General features: G+C 36.8%; 31 protein-coding genes. All 31 read right to left on the reverse strand.

What is annotated here, in order from left to right:
• Positions 1-63: 63 nt before the first annotated feature.
• The 31 genes from dnaK to rplC all read right to left on the reverse strand — a co-directional run bounded on the left by dnaK (position 64) and on the right by rplC (position 18,397).
• Complete coding sequence (gene dnaK / locus J1905_RS18560) at positions 64-1,971, reverse strand: molecular chaperone DnaK (RefSeq protein WP_173091097.1); 1,908 nt, start codon at positions 1,969-1,971, stop codon at positions 64-66.
• 166 nt (positions 1,972-2,137) lie between these two features.
• A complete protein-coding gene (locus J1905_RS18565; protein WP_214228746.1) occupies positions 2,138-3,328 on the reverse strand; it encodes a class I SAM-dependent methyltransferase in 1,191 nt (396 codons plus the stop codon).
• A gap of 122 nt (positions 3,329-3,450) precedes the next feature.
• Positions 3,451-3,978, reverse strand: coding sequence for a 50S ribosomal protein L17 (gene rplQ, locus J1905_RS18570; RefSeq protein ID WP_214228747.1), 528 nt, complete (start codon positions 3,976-3,978; stop codon positions 3,451-3,453).
• Between the two features lie 91 nt (positions 3,979-4,069).
• Positions 4,070-5,062, reverse strand: a complete 993-nt coding sequence (locus tag J1905_RS18575; RefSeq protein WP_048907425.1) for a DNA-directed RNA polymerase subunit alpha — start codon at positions 5,060-5,062, stop codon at positions 4,070-4,072.
• 76 nt (positions 5,063-5,138) lie between these two features.
• Complete coding sequence (gene rpsD / locus J1905_RS18580; protein WP_069379645.1) at positions 5,139-5,747, reverse strand: 30S ribosomal protein S4; 609 nt, start codon at positions 5,745-5,747, stop codon at positions 5,139-5,141.
• A gap of 66 nt (positions 5,748-5,813) precedes the next feature.
• Positions 5,814-6,203 (reverse strand): 30S ribosomal protein S11, encoded by a 390-nt coding sequence (gene rpsK, locus J1905_RS18585; protein WP_048907426.1) that lies wholly within the window; start codon positions 6,201-6,203, stop codon positions 5,814-5,816.
• 22 nt (positions 6,204-6,225) lie between these two features.
• Complete coding sequence (gene rpsM, locus J1905_RS18590) at positions 6,226-6,603, reverse strand: 30S ribosomal protein S13 (RefSeq protein ID WP_048907427.1); 378 nt, start codon at positions 6,601-6,603, stop codon at positions 6,226-6,228.
• An 83-nt stretch (positions 6,604-6,686) separates the two neighbouring features.
• On the reverse strand, positions 6,687-6,803 hold the full coding sequence (gene ykgO / locus J1905_RS18595) for a type B 50S ribosomal protein L36 (RefSeq protein WP_008244551.1): 117 nt from the start codon (positions 6,801-6,803) through the stop codon (positions 6,687-6,689).
• 1 nt (position 6,804) lies between these two features.
• Positions 6,805-7,023 carry a translation initiation factor IF-1 gene (gene infA / locus J1905_RS18600; RefSeq protein ID WP_048907428.1) on the reverse strand — a complete coding sequence of 73 codons (219 nt, stop codon included), beginning with the start codon at positions 7,021-7,023 and terminating at the stop codon, positions 6,805-6,807.
• 71 nt (positions 7,024-7,094) lie between these two features.
• On the reverse strand, positions 7,095-7,880 hold the full coding sequence (map, locus tag J1905_RS18605) for a type I methionyl aminopeptidase (RefSeq protein WP_173091100.1): 786 nt from the start codon (positions 7,878-7,880) through the stop codon (positions 7,095-7,097).
• A gap of 9 nt (positions 7,881-7,889) precedes the next feature.
• Positions 7,890-9,224 carry a preprotein translocase subunit SecY gene (gene secY, locus J1905_RS18610; protein ID WP_214228748.1) on the reverse strand — a complete coding sequence of 445 codons (1,335 nt, stop codon included), beginning with the start codon at positions 9,222-9,224 and terminating at the stop codon, positions 7,890-7,892.
• A 3-nt stretch (positions 9,225-9,227) separates the two neighbouring features.
• Positions 9,228-9,674 carry a 50S ribosomal protein L15 gene (rplO, locus tag J1905_RS18615; protein ID WP_108205147.1) on the reverse strand — a complete coding sequence of 149 codons (447 nt, stop codon included), beginning with the start codon at positions 9,672-9,674 and terminating at the stop codon, positions 9,228-9,230.
• A gap of 111 nt (positions 9,675-9,785) precedes the next feature.
• A complete protein-coding gene (gene rpmD, locus J1905_RS18620; protein ID WP_173091103.1) occupies positions 9,786-9,965 on the reverse strand; it encodes a 50S ribosomal protein L30 in 180 nt (59 codons plus the stop codon).
• 4 nt (positions 9,966-9,969) lie between these two features.
• Positions 9,970-10,488: a 30S ribosomal protein S5 gene (gene rpsE / locus J1905_RS18625; RefSeq protein ID WP_008244566.1), complete on the reverse strand. Its 519-nt coding sequence runs from the start codon at positions 10,486-10,488 to the stop codon at positions 9,970-9,972.
• 18 nt (positions 10,489-10,506) lie between these two features.
• Positions 10,507-10,860: a 50S ribosomal protein L18 gene (gene rplR, locus J1905_RS18630; protein WP_068892467.1), complete on the reverse strand. Its 354-nt coding sequence runs from the start codon at positions 10,858-10,860 to the stop codon at positions 10,507-10,509.
• A 5-nt stretch (positions 10,861-10,865) separates the two neighbouring features.
• Entirely contained in the window at positions 10,866-11,423 is a 558-nt protein-coding gene (gene rplF / locus J1905_RS18635; protein ID WP_108205145.1) for a 50S ribosomal protein L6, read from the reverse strand.
• 18 nt (positions 11,424-11,441) lie between these two features.
• A complete protein-coding gene (rpsH, locus tag J1905_RS18640) occupies positions 11,442-11,840 on the reverse strand; it encodes a 30S ribosomal protein S8 (protein ID WP_108205144.1) in 399 nt (132 codons plus the stop codon).
• A 113-nt stretch (positions 11,841-11,953) separates the two neighbouring features.
• Positions 11,954-12,223 (reverse strand): 30S ribosomal protein S14, encoded by a 270-nt coding sequence (rpsN, locus tag J1905_RS18645; protein ID WP_055130472.1) that lies wholly within the window; start codon positions 12,221-12,223, stop codon positions 11,954-11,956.
• Positions 12,223-12,792, reverse strand: coding sequence for a 50S ribosomal protein L5 (gene rplE / locus J1905_RS18650; RefSeq protein ID WP_108205143.1), 570 nt, complete (start codon positions 12,790-12,792; stop codon positions 12,223-12,225). The genes rpsN and rplE overlap by 1 nt, the downstream gene beginning before the upstream one ends.
• The gene (gene rplX / locus J1905_RS18655) at positions 12,792-13,130 is read right to left on the reverse strand and encodes a 50S ribosomal protein L24 (RefSeq protein ID WP_068892465.1); all 339 of its coding nucleotides are present in this window, start codon (positions 13,128-13,130) and stop codon (positions 12,792-12,794) included. The genes rplE and rplX overlap by 1 nt, the downstream gene beginning before the upstream one ends.
• A 1-nt stretch (position 13,131) precedes the next feature.
• Positions 13,132-13,500 carry a 50S ribosomal protein L14 gene (gene rplN, locus J1905_RS18660; RefSeq protein ID WP_008244575.1) on the reverse strand — a complete coding sequence of 123 codons (369 nt, stop codon included), beginning with the start codon at positions 13,498-13,500 and terminating at the stop codon, positions 13,132-13,134.
• Between the two features lies 1 nt (position 13,501).
• Positions 13,502-13,756, reverse strand: coding sequence for a 30S ribosomal protein S17 (gene rpsQ, locus J1905_RS18665; protein ID WP_048907439.1), 255 nt, complete (start codon positions 13,754-13,756; stop codon positions 13,502-13,504).
• Positions 13,757-13,769: 13 nt separating this feature from the next.
• Complete coding sequence (gene rpmC, locus J1905_RS18670; protein ID WP_048907440.1) at positions 13,770-13,979, reverse strand: 50S ribosomal protein L29; 210 nt, start codon at positions 13,977-13,979, stop codon at positions 13,770-13,772.
• Between the two features lie 75 nt (positions 13,980-14,054).
• Positions 14,055-14,477, reverse strand: coding sequence for a 50S ribosomal protein L16 (gene rplP / locus J1905_RS18675; protein ID WP_008244578.1), 423 nt, complete (start codon positions 14,475-14,477; stop codon positions 14,055-14,057).
• Positions 14,478-14,515: 38 nt separating this feature from the next.
• On the reverse strand, positions 14,516-15,364 hold the full coding sequence (gene rpsC, locus J1905_RS18680) for a 30S ribosomal protein S3 (protein ID WP_108205142.1): 849 nt from the start codon (positions 15,362-15,364) through the stop codon (positions 14,516-14,518).
• A 5-nt stretch (positions 15,365-15,369) separates the two neighbouring features.
• Complete coding sequence (gene rplV / locus J1905_RS18685; protein ID WP_037442604.1) at positions 15,370-15,732, reverse strand: 50S ribosomal protein L22; 363 nt, start codon at positions 15,730-15,732, stop codon at positions 15,370-15,372.
• Positions 15,733-15,739: 7 nt separating this feature from the next.
• Positions 15,740-16,006 (reverse strand): 30S ribosomal protein S19, encoded by a 267-nt coding sequence (rpsS, locus tag J1905_RS18690; RefSeq protein WP_008244581.1) that lies wholly within the window; start codon positions 16,004-16,006, stop codon positions 15,740-15,742.
• A complete protein-coding gene (rplB, locus tag J1905_RS18695; protein ID WP_173091106.1) occupies positions 16,006-16,830 on the reverse strand; it encodes a 50S ribosomal protein L2 in 825 nt (274 codons plus the stop codon). Before rplB ends, rpsS begins: the two co-directional genes overlap by 1 nt.
• 23 nt (positions 16,831-16,853) lie before the next feature.
• A complete protein-coding gene (gene rplW / locus J1905_RS18700; protein WP_173091107.1) occupies positions 16,854-17,144 on the reverse strand; it encodes a 50S ribosomal protein L23 in 291 nt (96 codons plus the stop codon).
• 1 nt (position 17,145) lies between these two features.
• Positions 17,146-17,775 carry a 50S ribosomal protein L4 gene (rplD, locus tag J1905_RS18705; RefSeq protein WP_173091108.1) on the reverse strand — a complete coding sequence of 210 codons (630 nt, stop codon included), beginning with the start codon at positions 17,773-17,775 and terminating at the stop codon, positions 17,146-17,148.
• 4 nt (positions 17,776-17,779) lie between these two features.
• Positions 17,780-18,397, reverse strand: coding sequence for a 50S ribosomal protein L3 (rplC, locus tag J1905_RS18710; RefSeq protein WP_048907446.1), 618 nt, complete (start codon positions 18,395-18,397; stop codon positions 17,780-17,782).
• Positions 18,398-18,497 lie beyond the last annotated feature (100 nt).

Genomic DNA, 18,497 nt, shown 5'->3' on the forward strand with positions numbered 1-18,497 from the left:
AAATTAAGGCATAAAAAAAGCTCCCTGGCAAATTACCAGGGAGCTTTTTTTATGCCTTAAAGACTATTTTTTATCGTCTTTAACTTCTTCAAAGTCAACATCAGTAACGTTGTCGCTACCATCAGCTGGCTGAGCTGTATCTTGAGCCTGAGCACCGCCTTCTGGTTGTGCACCATCCTTATACATCTCTTCTGAAGCTGCATTCCATGCATTTTGCAATTCTGCTTGTGCTGTATCAATATCAGCAAAGTTTCTTGCAGCATGTGCATCTTTAAGTTTTTTCAAACCTTCTTCAATAGGCGCTTTTTTATCAGCAGATAGTTTATCTCCGAATTCTTTTAATTGTTTCTCAGTAGAGAAAATTAAAGCATCAGCACCGTTGATTTTTTCAGCTTCTTCTTTAGCAGCTTTATCAGCTTCAGCATTTTGCTCAGCTTCTTCTTTCATCCTTTTGATCTCTTCGTCAGTTAAACCTGATGAAGCTTCAATACGGATTTTTTGCTCTTTACCAGTTGCTTTATCTTTAGCACTTACGTGTAAGATACCGTTGGCATCAATATCAAATGCTACTTCAACTTGAGGAACCCCACGAGGTGCTGGTGGAATACCATCTAATATGAAACGACCAATTGTACGGTTTTGAGCCGCCATAGGACGCTCTCCTTGCAAGATGTGAATCTCTACCGAAGGTTGATTATCAGCTGCTGTAGAGAAAGTCTCTGCTTTTTTAGAAGGTATGGTTGTGTTAGCTTCAATTAATTTAGTCATTACACCACCCATAGTTTCGATACCTAGAGAAAGAGGTGTTACATCTAATAACAATACATCTTTAACTTCTCCAGTTAATACACCACCTTGGATTGCAGCACCAATAGCTACTACCTCATCAGGGTTTACACCTTTAGAAGGTTCTTTACCAAAGAAAGCTTTAACCGCTTCCTGAATAGCAGGAATACGCGTAGAACCACCTACTAATATGATCTCATCAATATCGCTTGTTTTCAAACCTGCATTTTTCAAAGCTGATTTACAAGGATCAATTGTGCGTTTAATTAAATCAGCAGCCAATTGCTCAAATTTAGCACGGCTTAATGTTCTTACTAAGTGTTTAGGTCCTGTTGCATCAGCAGTGATGTAAGGTAAGTTAATCTCAGTTGAAGTTGTGCTTGAAAGCTCAATTTTAGCTTTCTCAGCAGCTTCTTTAAGACGTTGTAACGCCATTGGATCTTTGTTAAGGTCCATACCGTTTTCATTCTTAAATTCATCAGCTAACCACTCAATAATGATATGATCAAAGTCATCACCACCTAAGTGAGTATCACCGTCAGTTGATTTAACTTCAAATACACCATCACCTAGTTCCAACACTGAAACGTCATGAGTACCACCACCGCAGTCAAACACAACAATTTTCATATCCTTGTGTGCTTTATCTAATCCATAAGCTAAAGCAGCTGCAGTTGGTTCGTTAATGATACGTTTAACAGTTAAACCTGCAATTTCGCCAGCTTCTTTCGTTGCTTGACGTTGAGCGTCATTAAAATAAGCAGGAACAGTAATAACTGCTTCAGTTACTTCATGACCTAAGAAATCTTCTGCAGTTTTTTTCATTTTCTGCAAAACCATCGCAGAAATTTCTTGTGGTGTATATTTACGGTCGTCAATCTCAACCCTTGGTGTATTGTTGTCACCTTTAACTACCTTATAAGGTACTCTTGATGATTCTTTAGAAACTTCAGCAAAGCTGCTTCCCATAAAGCGCTTAATTGAAGAAATCGTTTTTGTTGGGTTAGTGATCGCCTGACGCTTTGCCGGCTCACCTACTTTACGCTCTCCATTTTCTGCAAACGCAACAATGGAAGGTGTAGTACGTTTACCCTCGCTGTTGGCTATAACTACAGGTTCGTTACCTTCCATTACGGCTACGCAAGAGTTTGTTGTTCCTAAGTCTATACCAATAATTTTTGACATGTTATTTTATCTATGTTATTATTTATGAAATCTTGTTTATTTACATCTGTTCAACAAGCAATGTGCCAATAGAGATTTGGCAGAAAAAATAGTTTTTCTATAAGATTTTCAATATAAAATTGTCCGAATTGTACCACAAAAATGTGACAGTATGACAGAAAACCTATTACATTTCGTCCTTCAAAAGTCTTTCGAGATGATGATAACCTATTCCAAAATAGGTCTTAGTATCATTTAATTGAGAAAGGATTTCAGCTTTCCTTTGTTGACTGACTTCTCCTTTTATTCCGACTACTAACACATTCTTAGGAGTATGAACATCTGATATAAATTCAAATATCTTTGTCTTATAACCAAAATATTCTAATAACAAAGCCCTCATTCCATCAGTTATCATTTCGGCTTGTCGCTCCAAAAAAATACCATGCTTAGTTAAAAAAGAAACATCATTCCTAACTTTCCCTTTTTCAATTTCTTTTCTGATTTGCTTATGACAACAAGGTGCCACAACAATTAATTCAGCATTTGCCTTTATACCTTTGTAAATGGCATCGTCAGTAGCAGTATCGCAAGCATGTAGCGCAATTAACAAGTCAATTGAATCCGTATTGTAGCTATCTATACTGCCCTGTTTAAATCGCAATTGATTAAAGGCAGACTTTTCGGCAATACCATTGCACAATTGAACCATATCCTCCCTAAACTCTACCCCTACCATATCTGCTTTCACACCCAGAACATTATGTAAATAATCATAAAGAGCAAAAGTAAGGTAACCTTTCCCAGAGCCCATATCTACTACTTTTCGAAGTTTAGCATTTGGCAGTTCTTTAATTAAGGAGCTCAAGATTTCAACATATTGATTAATTTGTCTGTATTTATCCTGAGAATTCTTAAATACATTCCCTTCCTGATCTGTAACCTTCAACTCTTGCAAATAGGCCTTACCCTCTGGCTTTATTATTCTTTTCTTCTCTTTATCATGAGCCAAACTCGGCTTACTAGTCGAAACTGTCTCTCTTTCTCTTAAAGAAATAAGCCCTTTCTTTCCATGCTCTATAATCACTTCCTTCTTTGTGGTAAATAGGGTACAAATTTTAAAATCATTACTGATCAAATTTTTGATTAAATCTGTCCCATCAGCTATGCTTAAATTCTTGAATATATCTCGGGTTTTATAACGATAATTAAAAGAAAGCATATCAACCCTCTTAATTTTCACTCTTCTTACATATATATTTTTAAGCTCCTTTTCATTGCCCTGATAATTACCTAAAGACGCTTTAAGAAATAGATTTGAAGAGATACTCTCTGACAATTGCTCAAGAAATAGCTGGATGTTAAGTTGATTCGACATGAAATAAGATTACTGTGCAAAGATAGCATTTGAAAACAATGCCTGTTGAGTTAACTTTCTTTAATGGGCAAAAAAAAAGTCGGTTCAAATTGAACCGACTCTAATATTTTGATTGGGAAAAACTATTCTCCTTTATCTTCTTTTGCTTCTTCAGCAGCTGGAGCTTCTTCTACAGCCTCTTCAACCTTCACTGCTTCTTCTTTAGCAGCTGGAGCATCAGATTTTTTTGCTTTGCTTCTACCACGACGAGTAGTTTTCTTCTCAGCTGAATCTGCTTCTTTACCGTAAACTTCGTTATAGTCAACTAATTCGATTAATGCCATTTCAGCATTATCACCTAAACGATTGTTTAACTTAATGATTCTAGTGTAACCACCTGGACGATTAGCAACTTTCGCTGCGATATCACGGAATAATTCAGTAACAGTTTCTTTATCTTGTAAATAACCAAAAACAATACGACGAGAATGCGTAGTATCAGTTTTTGATTTAGTGATAAGCGGCTCAACATACATACGCAAAGCTTTTGCTTTTGCTAAAGTTGTTGAAATTCTCTTATGTTTAATTAACGATGAAGCCATGTTAGCCAACATCGCTTTACGATGTGAATCTGTTCTTCCTAGGTGATTTACTTTTCTACCGTGTCTCATTTTTAAATTTATTCAGTGTATACCGTCTCTATGAAATTAATCTGAGGGAATTACACACTATTAACAATATATAATTTATGCTTGTAGCTTATTATTCTTCGTCTAATTTGAACTTAGACAAATTCATTCCAAAAGATAAACTCTTAGATTTAACAAGCTCTTGTATCTCTGTTAAAGATTTTTTACCGAAGTTTCTGAATTTTAACATATCAGCAACATCATAAGAAACCAAATCAGCTAAAGTACGGATATCAGCTGCTTTCAAGCAATTTAATGCACGAACTGATAAGTCTAAATCTACTAATTCAGTTTTTAAGATCTTACGCATATGTAAGATTTCCTCGTCAACTTCTTTAGTTTCTTCTTTAGCTTGAGATTCTAATACTAAATTCTCATCTGAGAACAACATAAAGTGCTGGATTAAAATCTTAGCAGCTTCTTTTAATGCCTCTTCAGGATGGATAGATCCATCAGTAGATATATCTAATATTAGTTTTTCGTAATCTGTTTTTTGTTCAACACGATAGTTTTCTATCGTATATTTCACATTTTTCATTGGAGTGAAAATCGAATCGATTGCAATAACTCCAACTACAGCATCATTAATTTTATTCTCTTCTGCAGGTACATAACCACGTCCTTTATTAATGGTCAATTCCACCTCTAAAGTAACAGATTTCTCCATGTTACAGATAACGAAATCTGGATTAAGAACCTCAAAGTTATTAGAGAATTTAGTAATGTCTCCTGCGGCAAATTGCTCTTGGCCATTTACTACAATAAAAACCTTCTCAGAATCACCTGAATCTCCTACTTTTTTAAAACGTACTTGTTTTAAGTTAAGTATGATTTCAGTTAAATCCTCTACAACACCTTTCATTGTAGAAAACTCATGAGATACGCCAGAAAAACGAATACTTGTAATGGCATAACCTTCTAAAGAAGAAAGTAATATTCTTCTTAAGGCATTACCAATTGTTACACCGAAACCGGGCTCTAAAGGACGAAATTCAAATATACCATCGAAATCAGTAGATTTCTGCATGATTACCTTATCGGGTTTCTGAAATGCTAAAATTGCCATTTATAATGTTTTTAGATCGTTATTAAAATTATGTAACGTAAAAAATTAATTGCCCGTAGGCAATTAATTAAATATATTACTTAGAGTATAACTCTACTATAAGGTTTTCTTTGATGTTTTCTGGTATCTCATCACGATTAGGATAAGTTAAAAATTTACCAGTTAACTCACTCGCATTCCAATCTAACCAATTGAATTTATTGATTACTCTTCCTGCTACAGAATTAGTGATTGCTTCTAATGTTTTTGATTTCTCGCGAACTGCAACAACATCTCCAGCTTTTAATTGATATGATGGAATATTTACTACTTCACCGTTAACTGTTACGTGTTTATGGCTAACTAACTGACGAGCAGCTGAACGTGTAGTAGCAATACCTAATCTATAAACTGTATTATCTAAACGAGCTTCTAATAATTGCAATAAGTTATCACCTGTAATTCCTTCACGTGAAGACGCTTTGGTAAACAAGTTACGGAACTGACGCTCCAATACACCGTAAGTATATTTAACTTTTTGCTTTTCCATTAATTGAACTGCGTACTCAGATTGTTTTCCTCTTCTTTTTGAGGCTCCATGTTGTCCAGGAGGATAGTTTTTTCTATCTAATACCTTGTCAGGGCCGAAAATTGGCTCTCTGAACTTACGCGCGATTTTGGACTTTGGTCCTGTATATCTTGCCATTGTTTCTTGTTTTAAAGTATCATGCAACCTTAAGCTGCAGACTCTTAGCTTTAAAAATTAATAAATTTAAACTCTTCTCTTTTTAGGAGGACGACATCCATTGTGTGGAAGCGGTGTAATATCTTTGATTGAGGTTACTTCAATACCTGAAACCTGCAATGTTCTAATTGCAGACTCACGACCTGAACCTGGACCTTTAACAAAAACTTCTACTTTACGTAGACCTAAATCAAATGCTACCTTACCGCAGTCAGATGCTGCTTGACCTGCTGCATAAGGAGTGTTCTTTTTAGAACCCTTGAATCCCATTTTACCTGCAGAAGACCATGAAATAGTTTGACCGTTGTTATTTGTTAGGGTAACAATGATATTGTTAAAAGTAGCATTGATGTGCGCCTGACCAACAGGCTCAATAACAACAATACGCTTTTTGGTAACTTTTTTACTCTTAGCCATAATTATTATTCAGTACTAATTTTTATTTAGTAGCTTTTTTCTTGTTAGCAACTGTTTTTCTCTTGCCTTTACGTGTACGAGAGTTGTTTTTAGTACGCTGACCACGCACAGGTAAACCTTTCCTGTGACGTAAACCGCGGTAACAACCAATGTCCATTAGACGTTTAATGTTCAATTGAACTTCTGAACGTAAAGCACCTTCAACTTTTACGCCATCGTTAATGATGGTACGGATTGCTGATAACTCATCATCAGACCAGTCCTGTACTTTTTTGCTTAAATCGATACCTGCTTCAGTTAATATACGTTGTGCAGTTGATCTACCTATTCCGAAGATATAAGTTAATCCAATTTCGCCTCTTTTGTTTCTTGGTAAATCAATACCTGATATCCTTGCCATATTTGTACTAAATGTTTGATTATTTGATTAAACGACAGATTGAGTAACCTGTACATTCAATCCAATCATACTTCAATAATTTCTTAACCTTGACGTTGCTTAAACTTAGGGTTTTTCTTGTTTATAACGTAAAGTTTACCTTTACGACGAATAACCTTGCAATCAGCACTACGTTTTTTAATTGATGACCTAACTTTCATTTTATTTATATCTATAAGTAATCCTGCCTTTTGATAAATCGTAAGGCGACATCTCTAATTTTACTTTATCTCCGGGTAAAATTTTGATGTAGTGCATCCTCATTTTCCCAGAAATATGCGCTATTATCTCGTGTCCATTCTCTAGTTCAACTCTGAACATGGCATTTGATAATGCTTCTTTTATTACACCGTCTTGTTCAATTGAGGCTTGTTTAGCCATATAATATTGATTTTTACTTAATTAGCTGCTATTAAACAGGGTTGCAAAATTAAATAAAAAATTTTAATTATTTACTTTTTTTCTATTAAAACTTCTTCAATTAAAGAAAAGGTAGATAAAACATCTGCTTTTCCCTTTTTTACAGCCACTGTATGTTCAAAATGTGCAGAGGGTCTGTTGTCATTACTGGTTACTGTCCAGCCATCAGACCAAAACTTCACTCCGGCTGTGCCGGCATTAATCATTGGTTCTATTGCTATAACCATCCCCTCTTCCAGTTTAATCCCACTACCACGCTTACCGTAGTTAGGAACCTCTGGCTTTTCATGCAATTTAACCCCTACTCCGTGTCCTACCAGCTCTCTTACTACACCAAATCCATTTCTCTCTGCCAGATCTTGAACAGCGAAACCAATATCTCCAATCCTAGATCCTACAACAGCCTTTTCTACAGCTAATCGCAAACACTCTTGAGTTACTTCTACCAATTTCTTCTTTTCTGCATCTACTTCTCCTATTGAGAATGTATAAGCGGAATCACCGAAGTAGTTGTTTTTAATAACTCCACAATCCACTGAGATAAGGTCACCCTCCTGAATAACATAGTCACTTGGAAACCCGTGGACTACTTGCTCATTAGGTGATATACAAAGCGAATAAGGAAAGCCGTTATAATTTAAAAAAGCTGGTATCGCACCATGATCTTTAATAAAAGTCTCAGCCAGCTGATCTAACTTTTTGGTTGTAACACCTGGCTGAATAACTTTTGCTACTTCTGCTAGTGTCTTTGACACTAATAAAGAGCTTTCTCTTATTAATTCTATCTCCTCAAGGGATTTATAATAGATCTTTGACATCTGTCTTTACTATATCACTGCATTGCTTCCACTAGCAGCAGGAATTCCTGTTCTGCCAGTAACTCTACCTGTCTTCATTAAGCCGTCATAATGACGCATTAACAAATAACTTTCGATCTGCTGCAATGTATCTAAAACAACACCAACAAGAATTAACAAAGAAGTACCGCCATAGAAATGAGCGAACTCTGACTTAATTCCAACCTTAACAGCAATTGAAGGAAGAATAGCGATGATAGCTAAAAAGACAGCACCTGGAAAGGTAATCTTTGAAATCACATCATCTATAAAAGAAGAAGTAGATAATCCTGGCTTAATACCTGGAATGAATCCACCATTCTTTTTCATATCATCCGACATCTGAGTAGGGTTAACTGTTATAGCTGTATAGAAAAATGTAAATGCGATAATTAAAAAAGCAAATGTTAAACTATACGCTAATGATGTATAATCACTAAACTGAATTAACCATGTGTTTTGCAACGATGGGAAAAACTGTGTTAAAGTTGCTGGAATAAACATCAATGCTTGAGCAAAAATGATTGGCATTACACCTGCAGCATTCACCTTTAATGGAATGTACTGTCTTACGCCTCCAAATTGTCTATTACCAACAATCCTTTTAGCGTACTGAACAGGCACTTTACGTACCCCTTGTACTATCATAATAGTGAACATTACTACTGCAAAAAGCGCAACGATTTCAATAACCAAAGCAACTGGCCCACCCTCTCCACCAAATCTTGAAGCAATTTCTTGCTGCAAAGCAATAGGTAAACGGGCAATAATACCAACCATGATAATTAAAGAGATACCATTACCAATACCTTTATCAGTAATCTTCTCTCCTAGCCACATTACAAACAATGTACCTGCCGCCAGTACAAAAGTAGCTAGCACAAAGAACAATGTATGATTAATGATAATCGCTTCCGGAGGAACCTGAGTTTTTACATAACCAACTGCTTGAACAGCTGTAATAGCAACAGTTAGATAGCGTGTAATTTGATTCAGTTTGTTTCTTCCACTCTCACCTTCCTTTTGCATTTTCTGAAACGAAGGTACAGCGATACCTAATAGCTGAACTACAATTGATGCAGAAATATAAGGCATAACTCCTAAAGCAAGAATAGATACTCTGGAGAATGACCCTCCAGCGAACATATCCAAAAGACCTAAAAGGCCAGACTTCTCATTATCGCCTAAAAGAGTCGCATCAACACCTGGCAAAACCACATGTGATACAAATCTATATACCAAAAGAATCATGAGCGTAAATACTATACGCTCTTTTAATTCTTGAATTTTCCAAATATTACTTAAAGTAGTAAACAGCTTCTTCATTAATTACAATTTTTCGATTGAGCCTCCAACAGCCTCAATAGCTTTTTGTGCGGTAGCAGAAAAAGCGTGAGCTTTAACTTCTAATTTAGATTTAACTTCACCACGACCTAATACTTTTACTAGATCATTTTTCGATGCTAATCCGTGTTCTTGCAAGATAGCAAAATCAATGCTTGTTAAGTTAAATCTTTCAGCTAAACCTTGCAAAACATCTAAGTTTACACCTACATATTCAACACGATTAATTGGCTTGAAACCTACCTTAGGCACACGACGTTGCAATGGCATTTGACCACCTTCAAATCCAATTTTAGTTGAATGTCCTGAACGCGATCCAGCACCTTTATGTCCACGAGTCGAAGTACCACCACGACCAGAACCAGTACCACGACCTATCCTTTTATTATTCTTAACAGAACCTGCTGCAGGTTTTAAATTACTTAAGTTCATTTTTAAAACTTATTGTGTTGCCCTTCGCTTTCACTAATCAGGGACAACGGTTAAACAATATACAAAGGTTGCAAATGTAGTCATATAACTCACATTTGCAACCTTAAATAATTATATACTCTCGATAGCTATTAAGTGATTAACTTTTCTTACCATTCCAATAATGGCAGGAGTAGCTTCAACTTCTACGCTTTGGTTCATTTTAGTTAAACCTAAAGCTTGCATCGTTCTTTTTTGGCGTTCGCTTCTATCGATAATGCTTTTTACCTGGGTTATTTTGATCTTCGCCATAATATTATCCGTTAAAAACTTTATTTAAATCTACACCACGTTGCTGAGCTACAGTATAAGCATCACGCATCTTAGTCAAAGCATCAACAGTTGCTTTTACCACGTTATGTGGGTTAGATGAACCTTTTGATTTTGCTAATACGTTGTGTACACCAGCACTCTCTAATACAGCACGCATTGCACCACCAGCAATAACTCCGGTACCTACTGCAGCTGGCTTGATTAAAACAAAACCACCTGAGAATTTACCAATTTGCTCATGAGGAACAGTACCATTTAACAAAGGAACTTTTACTAAGTTCTTTTTAGCATCATCGATGCCTTTTGCAATTGCTTCTGTTACCTCTTTAGCTTTACCCAATCCGTAACCTACGATTCCGTTTTCATCTCCAACAACTACGATTGCTGAGAAGCTGAAAGTACGACCACCTTTGGTTACTTTGGCTACACGCTGTATGCTAACTAAACGATCTTTCAATTCGATTTCGCTAGTCTTAACTCTTTTTATATTGATAGTTGACATTCTTATCCTATTTTCAGATTAAAATACTAAACCAGCTTCGCGAGCACCTTCTGCCAACGATTTTACACGTCCGTGGTATAAATAGCCGTTTCTATCGAAAACAACTTCTTTAACACCCGCTGCGATTGCTTTCTCTGCAACTAATTTACCTACAGCTACAGATTGCTCCGATTTGTTTCCAGTACCTGAAAAATCTTTAGATAAAGATGAAGCTGATACAATTGTACTACCGGTTACGTCGTTAATGATTTGAGCATAAATTCCTTTATTGCTTCTATAAACCGATAAACGTGGACGGCTTTCAGAACCTGTTAATCTTTTTCTGATTCCTTTTTTTATACGATCTCTACGAGATAATTTTTTCCCTGCCATGATGATTATTTTTTAGAAGCTGATTTACCTGCTTTTCTTCTTAACACTTCTCCAACAAACTTGATACCTTTACCTTTATATGGCTCTGGCGCACGTAACGAACGGATTTTCGCTGCTACCTGTCCTATCAGTTGTTTATCAATACTTTCCAAAATGATTTTTGGAGTCTGACCTTTTTCTGAAGTTGTCGTTACCTTAATTTCTTCCGGCAATTGGAAAACATAGTGGTGAGAATAACCTAAAACAAGATCCAAAGTATTTCCTTGGTTAGTAGCACGGTAACCCACACCTACTAATTCTTGTTGAATTTTATAACCTTCTGTTACACCAACAACCATATTGTTTAACAAAGAACGGTACAAACCATGTAACGCTTTGTGTCTTTTTTGTTCTGAAGGACGTTGTACAGTTAATACACCATCTTCCTGACTTACAGTGATATCTGAATCTACTGCTTGAGTTAATTCACCTTTAGGACCTTTTACACTTACTACGTTATCTTTAGATACAGTAATTGTAACACCTGCAGGGATATTAATTGGGGCTTTTCCTATTCTTGACATTTTGCTATCCTCCTTTAATTAATAAACGTGACACAAAACTTCGCCACCAATGTTTAGTTTGGCAGCTTCTTTATCAGTCATAACACCCTTAGATGTAGATAAGATCGCGATACCTAAACCATTTAATACTCTTGGCATATTCTCTACGCCAGCATATTGCCTTAAACCTGGTTTACTGATACGTACTAATGTACGAATTGCAGGTATTTTAGTAATAGCATTATATTTTAACGCTATCTTGATAGTACCTTGCACAGTAGTATCCTCAAATTTGTAATTGGCAATGTAACCTTTATCAAAAAGTACTTTAGTAATTTCCTTTTTAAGGTTTGATGCAGGAATCTCTACAATTCTGTGATTTGCCTTGATGGCATTTCTTACCCTTGTAAGATAATCTGCTATTGGATCTGTATTCATTTTTTATATAATTGTGATAGTGGTTTCCTTCCTGACCTATTCGGGACGACCTGCCATCGGTTAATATTTGTTTTACTACTTAAGGAACAAACCTTAAGCACAAAGAAGCTGTATTACCAGCTTGCTTTTCTAACTCCAGGTATTTTACCTGCTAAAGCCATATCGCGGAAAAGTACCCTTGATATACCGAAAGTACGCATGTAACCACGAGGACGTCCAGTTAATTTACAACGATTGTGTAAACGTACTGCAGATGAGTTTTTTGGTAACTTATCTAATCCTTCATAATCACCAGCAGCTTTAAGTTCAGCACGTTTGTCTGCATACTTAGCTACTAATTTCTGGCGCTTAATTTCGCGAGCTTTTACTCCTTCTTTTGCCATTATAGATTTGTATTATTTTGATTTTTAAACGGTAATCCAAATTGTTTTAAAAGTTCCAATGCTTCAACATCAGTAGTAGCAGTAGTTACAAAAGTAATGTCCATACCTAAAATCTTACTGATTTTATCGATGTTGATCTCTGGGAAGATGATTTGCTCGGTAATACCTAAAGTATAGTTACCTTTTCCATCAAAACCTTTATCATTGATACCTTTGAAATCACGGATACGTGGCAAAGCTACGGAAATTAAACGATCTAAAAACTCATACATGTTATTATCACGCAAAGTAACACGTACACCAACCGGCATACCTTTACGTAATTTAAAGTTTGAGATATCTTTTTTAGATTTTGCTCCAACTGCTTGCTGACCTGAAATAGTAGTCATCTCTAAAATAGAGCTGTCCATTATTTTCTTATCAGTTACAGAGAAACGCCCAACACCTTGGTTAATAGCGATTTTCTCTAACTTAGGAACTTGCATAACGCTCTTATAATTGAACTTATCTTTAAGTGCAGTTACAATTTCCTCTTTATATTTACTTTTTAATCTTGGTACGTAAGCCATTATTTGATCTCCTCTCCTGATTTTTTACTAACCCTAACTAATTTCCCATCAGCATTAAGCTTTCTGCCAACGCGTGTTATATCACCTGTTTTAGGATCAATTAACGCAACGTTAGAAATATGAAGAGCAGCTTCTTTTTTAATGATACCACCGTTTGGTGTAGCAGCATTTGGTTTTGTATGTTTTGATACAAGGTTAACACCTTCTACAAGGATTCTGCTTTTAGTAATTAATACTGAAAGAACTTTACCTTGTTGGCCTTTTGAATCGCCAGCTATAACCTTTACTAAATCTCCTTTACGGATTTTTACTTTTGGTGTAGTTACTTTATTTTTCATTTTATAATACCTCCGGTGCTAATGATACAATTTTCATGAATTGTTTTTCACGCAGTTCTCTTGCTACCGGGCCAAAAATACGTGTACCACGCGGCTCATCTTGTGCATTTAATAATACTGCTGCATTGTCGTCGAAACGGATGTAAGAACCATCTTTACGTCTGATCTCTTTCTTTGTTCTTACAACAACTGCTTTAGAAACTGTTCCTTTCTTGATGTTTCCAGAAGGCAATGCACTTTTAACGGTAACAACGATTTTGTCACCAATAGAAGCATATCTCTTTCCAGTACCACCAAGTACACGGATAACCAATACTTCTTTTGCGCCGCTATTGTCGGCTACGTTTAATCTTGATTCCTGTTGTACCATGTTATTTAGCCCTTTCTAAAATTTCCACTAATCTCCAGTTCTTGTTTTTACTCAGCGGACGAGTCTCCATGATCAGTACTGTATCACCAATACCGCAATCGTTTTTCTCGTCATGAGCCATAAATTTGGTAGTTTTTTTAACAAACTTACCATAGATCGGGTGTTTCACTTTACGCTCTACCGCTACAACAATAGATTTATCCATCTTGTTGCTTACTACCAACCCGGTTCTTGTTTTTCTTAATTGTCTTTCCATTTCGACTCTAAAGTTATTTTGTTTCAGTAGCTGACTGAGCTTTACGCTTAGTCACTTCAGTGTTTAATCGGGCGATATCTCTTCTTACCTTTTTAATGCGGGTAGGATTCTCTATAGCCGAAATTGTATGAGCAAATTTTAACTTTACTAAGTTTTCCTTTTCTTCTGCAATCCTGACTACTAGTTCTTCTTGTGAAAGCCCTGTGATTTCTGAGTTCTTCATTTTATTAATTTTTATGTTGTGGGTCTAGCGGTTGTAATAACAAGTTACTTACAACATTCAACCCATAACTTTTTCTTATGCCTCTACGTAATCTCTACGTACTACAAATTTTGTTTGGATCGGTAATTTTTGAGCGGCCAATCTCATAGCTTCTTTAGCAATTTCTAAAGGAACTCCTTCGGCTTCAAAAATAATACGTCCGGGTCTAACTACGGCTACCCAGTATTCTGGAGCACCCTTACCTTTACCCATACGTACCTCGGCTGGTTTCTTAGTTACCGGTTTATCCGGGAATATTCTAATCCAAACCTGACCTTCACGTTTCATGAAACGAGTCACGGCAATACGGGCTGCCTCTATCTGACGACTGGTAATCCAAGTCGACTCTAAAGATTTAATCCCGAAAGATCCGAATGATAATTCAGCACCACGTGTTGCTAAACCTTTCATTCTGCCCTTTTGCATCTTTCTGAACTTCGTTCTTTTTGGCTGTAACATTTTATTCTAATATTATCGTTAAACGATCTGTTAACTAATTATTTACGAGGACCTCTATTCTGAGTATTTCCGCCTCTATTATCTCTTCCTGCACCAGGACCGCCTTGACCAGGACCTCTTCCGCCACGACCTTTGTCGTTTCTTCTGTCTCCACCGCCACGGTTATCTCTGTCTCTACCACCACCTGCAAAAGCACCTTCTGGTCTTCCACCTTTACCAGGAGCATTGCTCGCAGCACCGATGTTTGGAGAAAGATCACGTTTACCGTAAACTTCACCTTTACAGATCCATACTTTAACACCTATTTTACCATAAGTAGTCAAAGCTTCTGCTAATGCATAATCAATGTCAGCACGGAAAGTATGCAAAGGAATTCTTCCTTCTTTATACTGTTCGCTACGAGCCATCTCAGCACCACCTAAACGACCAGAGGTCATAATTTTGATACCTTCAGCACCCATACGCATTGTTGATGCGATAGTAGATTTCATTGCTCTACGGAATGAAATCCTTGCTTCTAATTGTTTTGCAACACCTTCTGCAACTAATTGTGCATCAAGCTCAGGACGTTTAATTTCAAAGATGTTGATCTGAATTTCCTTTTTAGTCAATTTTTTCAACTCTTCTTTGATCTTGTCAACTTCCTGACCTGCTTTACCTATCACAATACCCGGACGAGCTGTGTGAATGGTAACAGTGATACGTTTTAACGTACGCTCGATTACTACTTTAGCTACACCGCCTTTTGCGATACGTGCAGAAAGGTATTTTCTTATTTTTTCGTCCTCAACTAATTTATCAGCATAGTTGTTGCCACCGAACCAGTTAGAATCCCAACCTTTGATGATTCCTAACCTGTTACCTATTGGATGTGCTTTTTGTCCCATTTCTGTTAATTAGTTTGAGTTTCAACGTTTTTACTATCTACTATCAAAGTTACGTGGTTTGAACGTTTACGTATTCTGTAACCGCGTCCTTGAGGTGCTGGTCTTAATCTCTTTAATTGACGACCACCGCCTACCATTATCGTTTTCACGTATAATTGGTTTTCTTCAGGGCGAGAACCTTCATTCTTAGTTTCCCAGTTTTTGATAGCCGATAATAATAGTTTCTCAACTCTTATTGCTGCTTCTTTATTGGTAAACTTTAAAATATGTAAAGCTTTCTCAACACGCTCACCTCTGATAAGATCTACAACCAAACGCATTTTACGTGGTGAGGTTGGACAATTGTTTAATTTCGCTACTGCTTCCATCTCTTAATTATTTTTTCTTTTCAGAGTGACCCCTAAATGTTCTGGTTGGAGCAAACTCTCCCAGCTTATGACCAACCATGTTTTCTGTTACGTATACCGGTATAAATTTATTACCGTTGTGTACTGCAAATGTATGACCCACAAAATCTGGTGAGATCATTGATCTGCGTGACCAAGTTTTAATTACAGACTTCTTGCCTGAATCATTCATAGATACTACTTTCTTCTCTACGTTATGGTCAATATAAGGTCCTTTTTTAATCGAACGAGCCATTATTTCTTCCTTTTCTCTATGATGAAACGATTTGAGTATTTTTTAAGTGAACGGGTTTTGAAGCCTTTAGCATACATACCGTTTCTTGAGCGAGGCTGACCTCCTGATGAGCGACCCTCACCACCACCCATAGGGTGATCTACTGGGTTCATCGCTACCGGACGTGTTCTAGGACGACGTCCTAACCAACGTTTACGACCTGCTTTACCTAATACCTCATTTGCATGATCTGAATTGGAAACAGCTCCTATTGTAGCCAAACATGCAGTCAAGATTAATCTTGTCTCGCCTGAAGGCATTTTCAATGTAGCATATTTACCATCACGAGCTGCTAATTGTGCATAAGCACCTGCACTACGTGCTAACTGAGCTCCACGGCCTGGGTGAATCTCTACGTTATGTACAATAGATCCCAAAGGAATATTGGCCAATTTTAGAGTATTTCCTACCTCTGGAGTAGCTGTTTCTCCCGAAACTACTGTTTGTCCCACTTGCAACCCTTCAGGTGCAATAATGTAACGCTTCTCACCATCAGCATAATGTAACAATGCGATGCGTGCTGTACGGTTAGGATCGTATTCAACAGTAGCTACTGTTGCAGGAATATCAAATTTCTCACGTTTAAAATCAATTAAGCGATAAGATTTTTTGTGACCACCACCCATGTAGCGCATAGTCATCTTTCCTGTATTGTTACGTCCTCCCGACTTCTTAGAAGATACAACCAATGATTTTTCGGGCTTGGTTGCTGTAATCTCCGTAAAACTGGCACCAACTCTAAAGCGGGTACCCGGAGTAACTGGTTTAAATTTTCTTAAGCCCATAGTTATAAATTATTCAATTCTTATTAAATATTCGCGTAATAATCTATTGTCTCACCTGCTTTCAAGGTTACAATAGCTTTTTTATATTTCGGGGTACGACCAGTAACTAATCCACCTTTAGTATTTCTAGATTTAAGTTTACCATTTACTATCATAGTGTTGATAGCTAAAATGTTAACACCATACATCTTTTCAATAACTTGCTTAATTTGCAATTTATTGGCTTTGTGATCTACTTGAAAAGTAAAGCGGTTAGATTTCTCTGTTAATGCCGAAGCTTTTTCTGTTAATATTGGTTTTCTTAAAAGTTCCATATTACTTGGCAAATGCCTCCTCCAATGTTTTAAGAGAATCAGTAGTCAACAAAATTTTACCACAGTTCAATACATCATAAGTATTCAATTGATCTGCTGTAATTACTTTTGCTTTCTTAATGTTTCTGCTTGATAAATAGATATTGTTATTTTGTGAAGGTAAAACTAACAATGTCTTTTCGCTAGCTAAGTTTAAAGCGCTAACTAAATCCAAGTAGTTTTTAGTTTTGATTGAATCAAAAGTGAAACCTTCTAAAACCACAACACTTTGATCTTGTGCTTTGTATGATAATGCAGACTTACGAGCCAACACTTTCAGTTTCTTGTTCAATTTAAAACTATAATCACGTGGCTGAGGACCGAATACACGACCACCACCGTTAAACAATGGCGATTTAATACTTCCGGCACGAGCACCACCAGTACCTTTTTGTTTATATAATTTACGGGTTGAACCAGCAATCTCATTACGTTGTTTAGACTTGTGAGTACCCTGACGTTGATTAGCCAAATACTGTTTAACATCTAAATAAATTGCGTGGTCAACAGGCGTAATGCCAAATACCGACTCAGGAAGCTGCACCTTGGCACCTGTCTCTTTTCCTGAAATGTTTAATACTTTAACTTCCATCTGCTTACTTATCTAAGATTACGTAAGAACCCTTAGCTCCTGGTACGGAACCACTAACTACAACTAGATTTTGATCAGCATAAACTTTCAAAACTTGTAAGTTTTGAACTTTTACTCTGTCTCCACCCATTCTTCCCGCCATACGCATGCCTTTAAATACACGTGAAGGATAAGAAGCAGCACCTAATGAACCTGGCGCACGCATTCTGTTATGCTGTCCGTGAGTTTGACCACCAACACCACCGAAACCATGGCGTTTTACAACACCTTGGAAACCTTTACCTTTTGATGTACCAACTACATCCACAAAATCACCTTCGTTAAAGATGTTTACCGTAACGGTATCACCTAAATTTAACGACTCTTCAAATGGCTCAAATTCAACCAATTTACGTTTTGGAGTGGTGTTTGCTTTTGCAAAGTGCCCTTTTAGAGGCTGAGTGGTGTTTTTCTCTTTAGCTTCGTCGAAACTCAACTGAACTGAAACGTAACCGTCTTTTTCTTCGGTCTTTACCTGTGTAACTACACAAGGCCCAGCTTCGATCACCGTACAAGGAATATTCTTCCCTTCGGCGTCGAAAATGCTGGTCATTCCTACTTTTTTTCCAATAATACCTGACATTTTCTATTTTAATTTAACACCCATCGAAGCAGTAGGGCTTCGTTCAAGGTGGATACACATCCCTATTAAGGGAGGGCAAAAATAAGAAAGAAATCTTAAT

It is taken from the genome of Pedobacter sp. B4-66, from assembly GCF_018492665.1.
Lineage (GTDB): Bacteria > Bacteroidota > Bacteroidia > Sphingobacteriales > Sphingobacteriaceae > Pedobacter.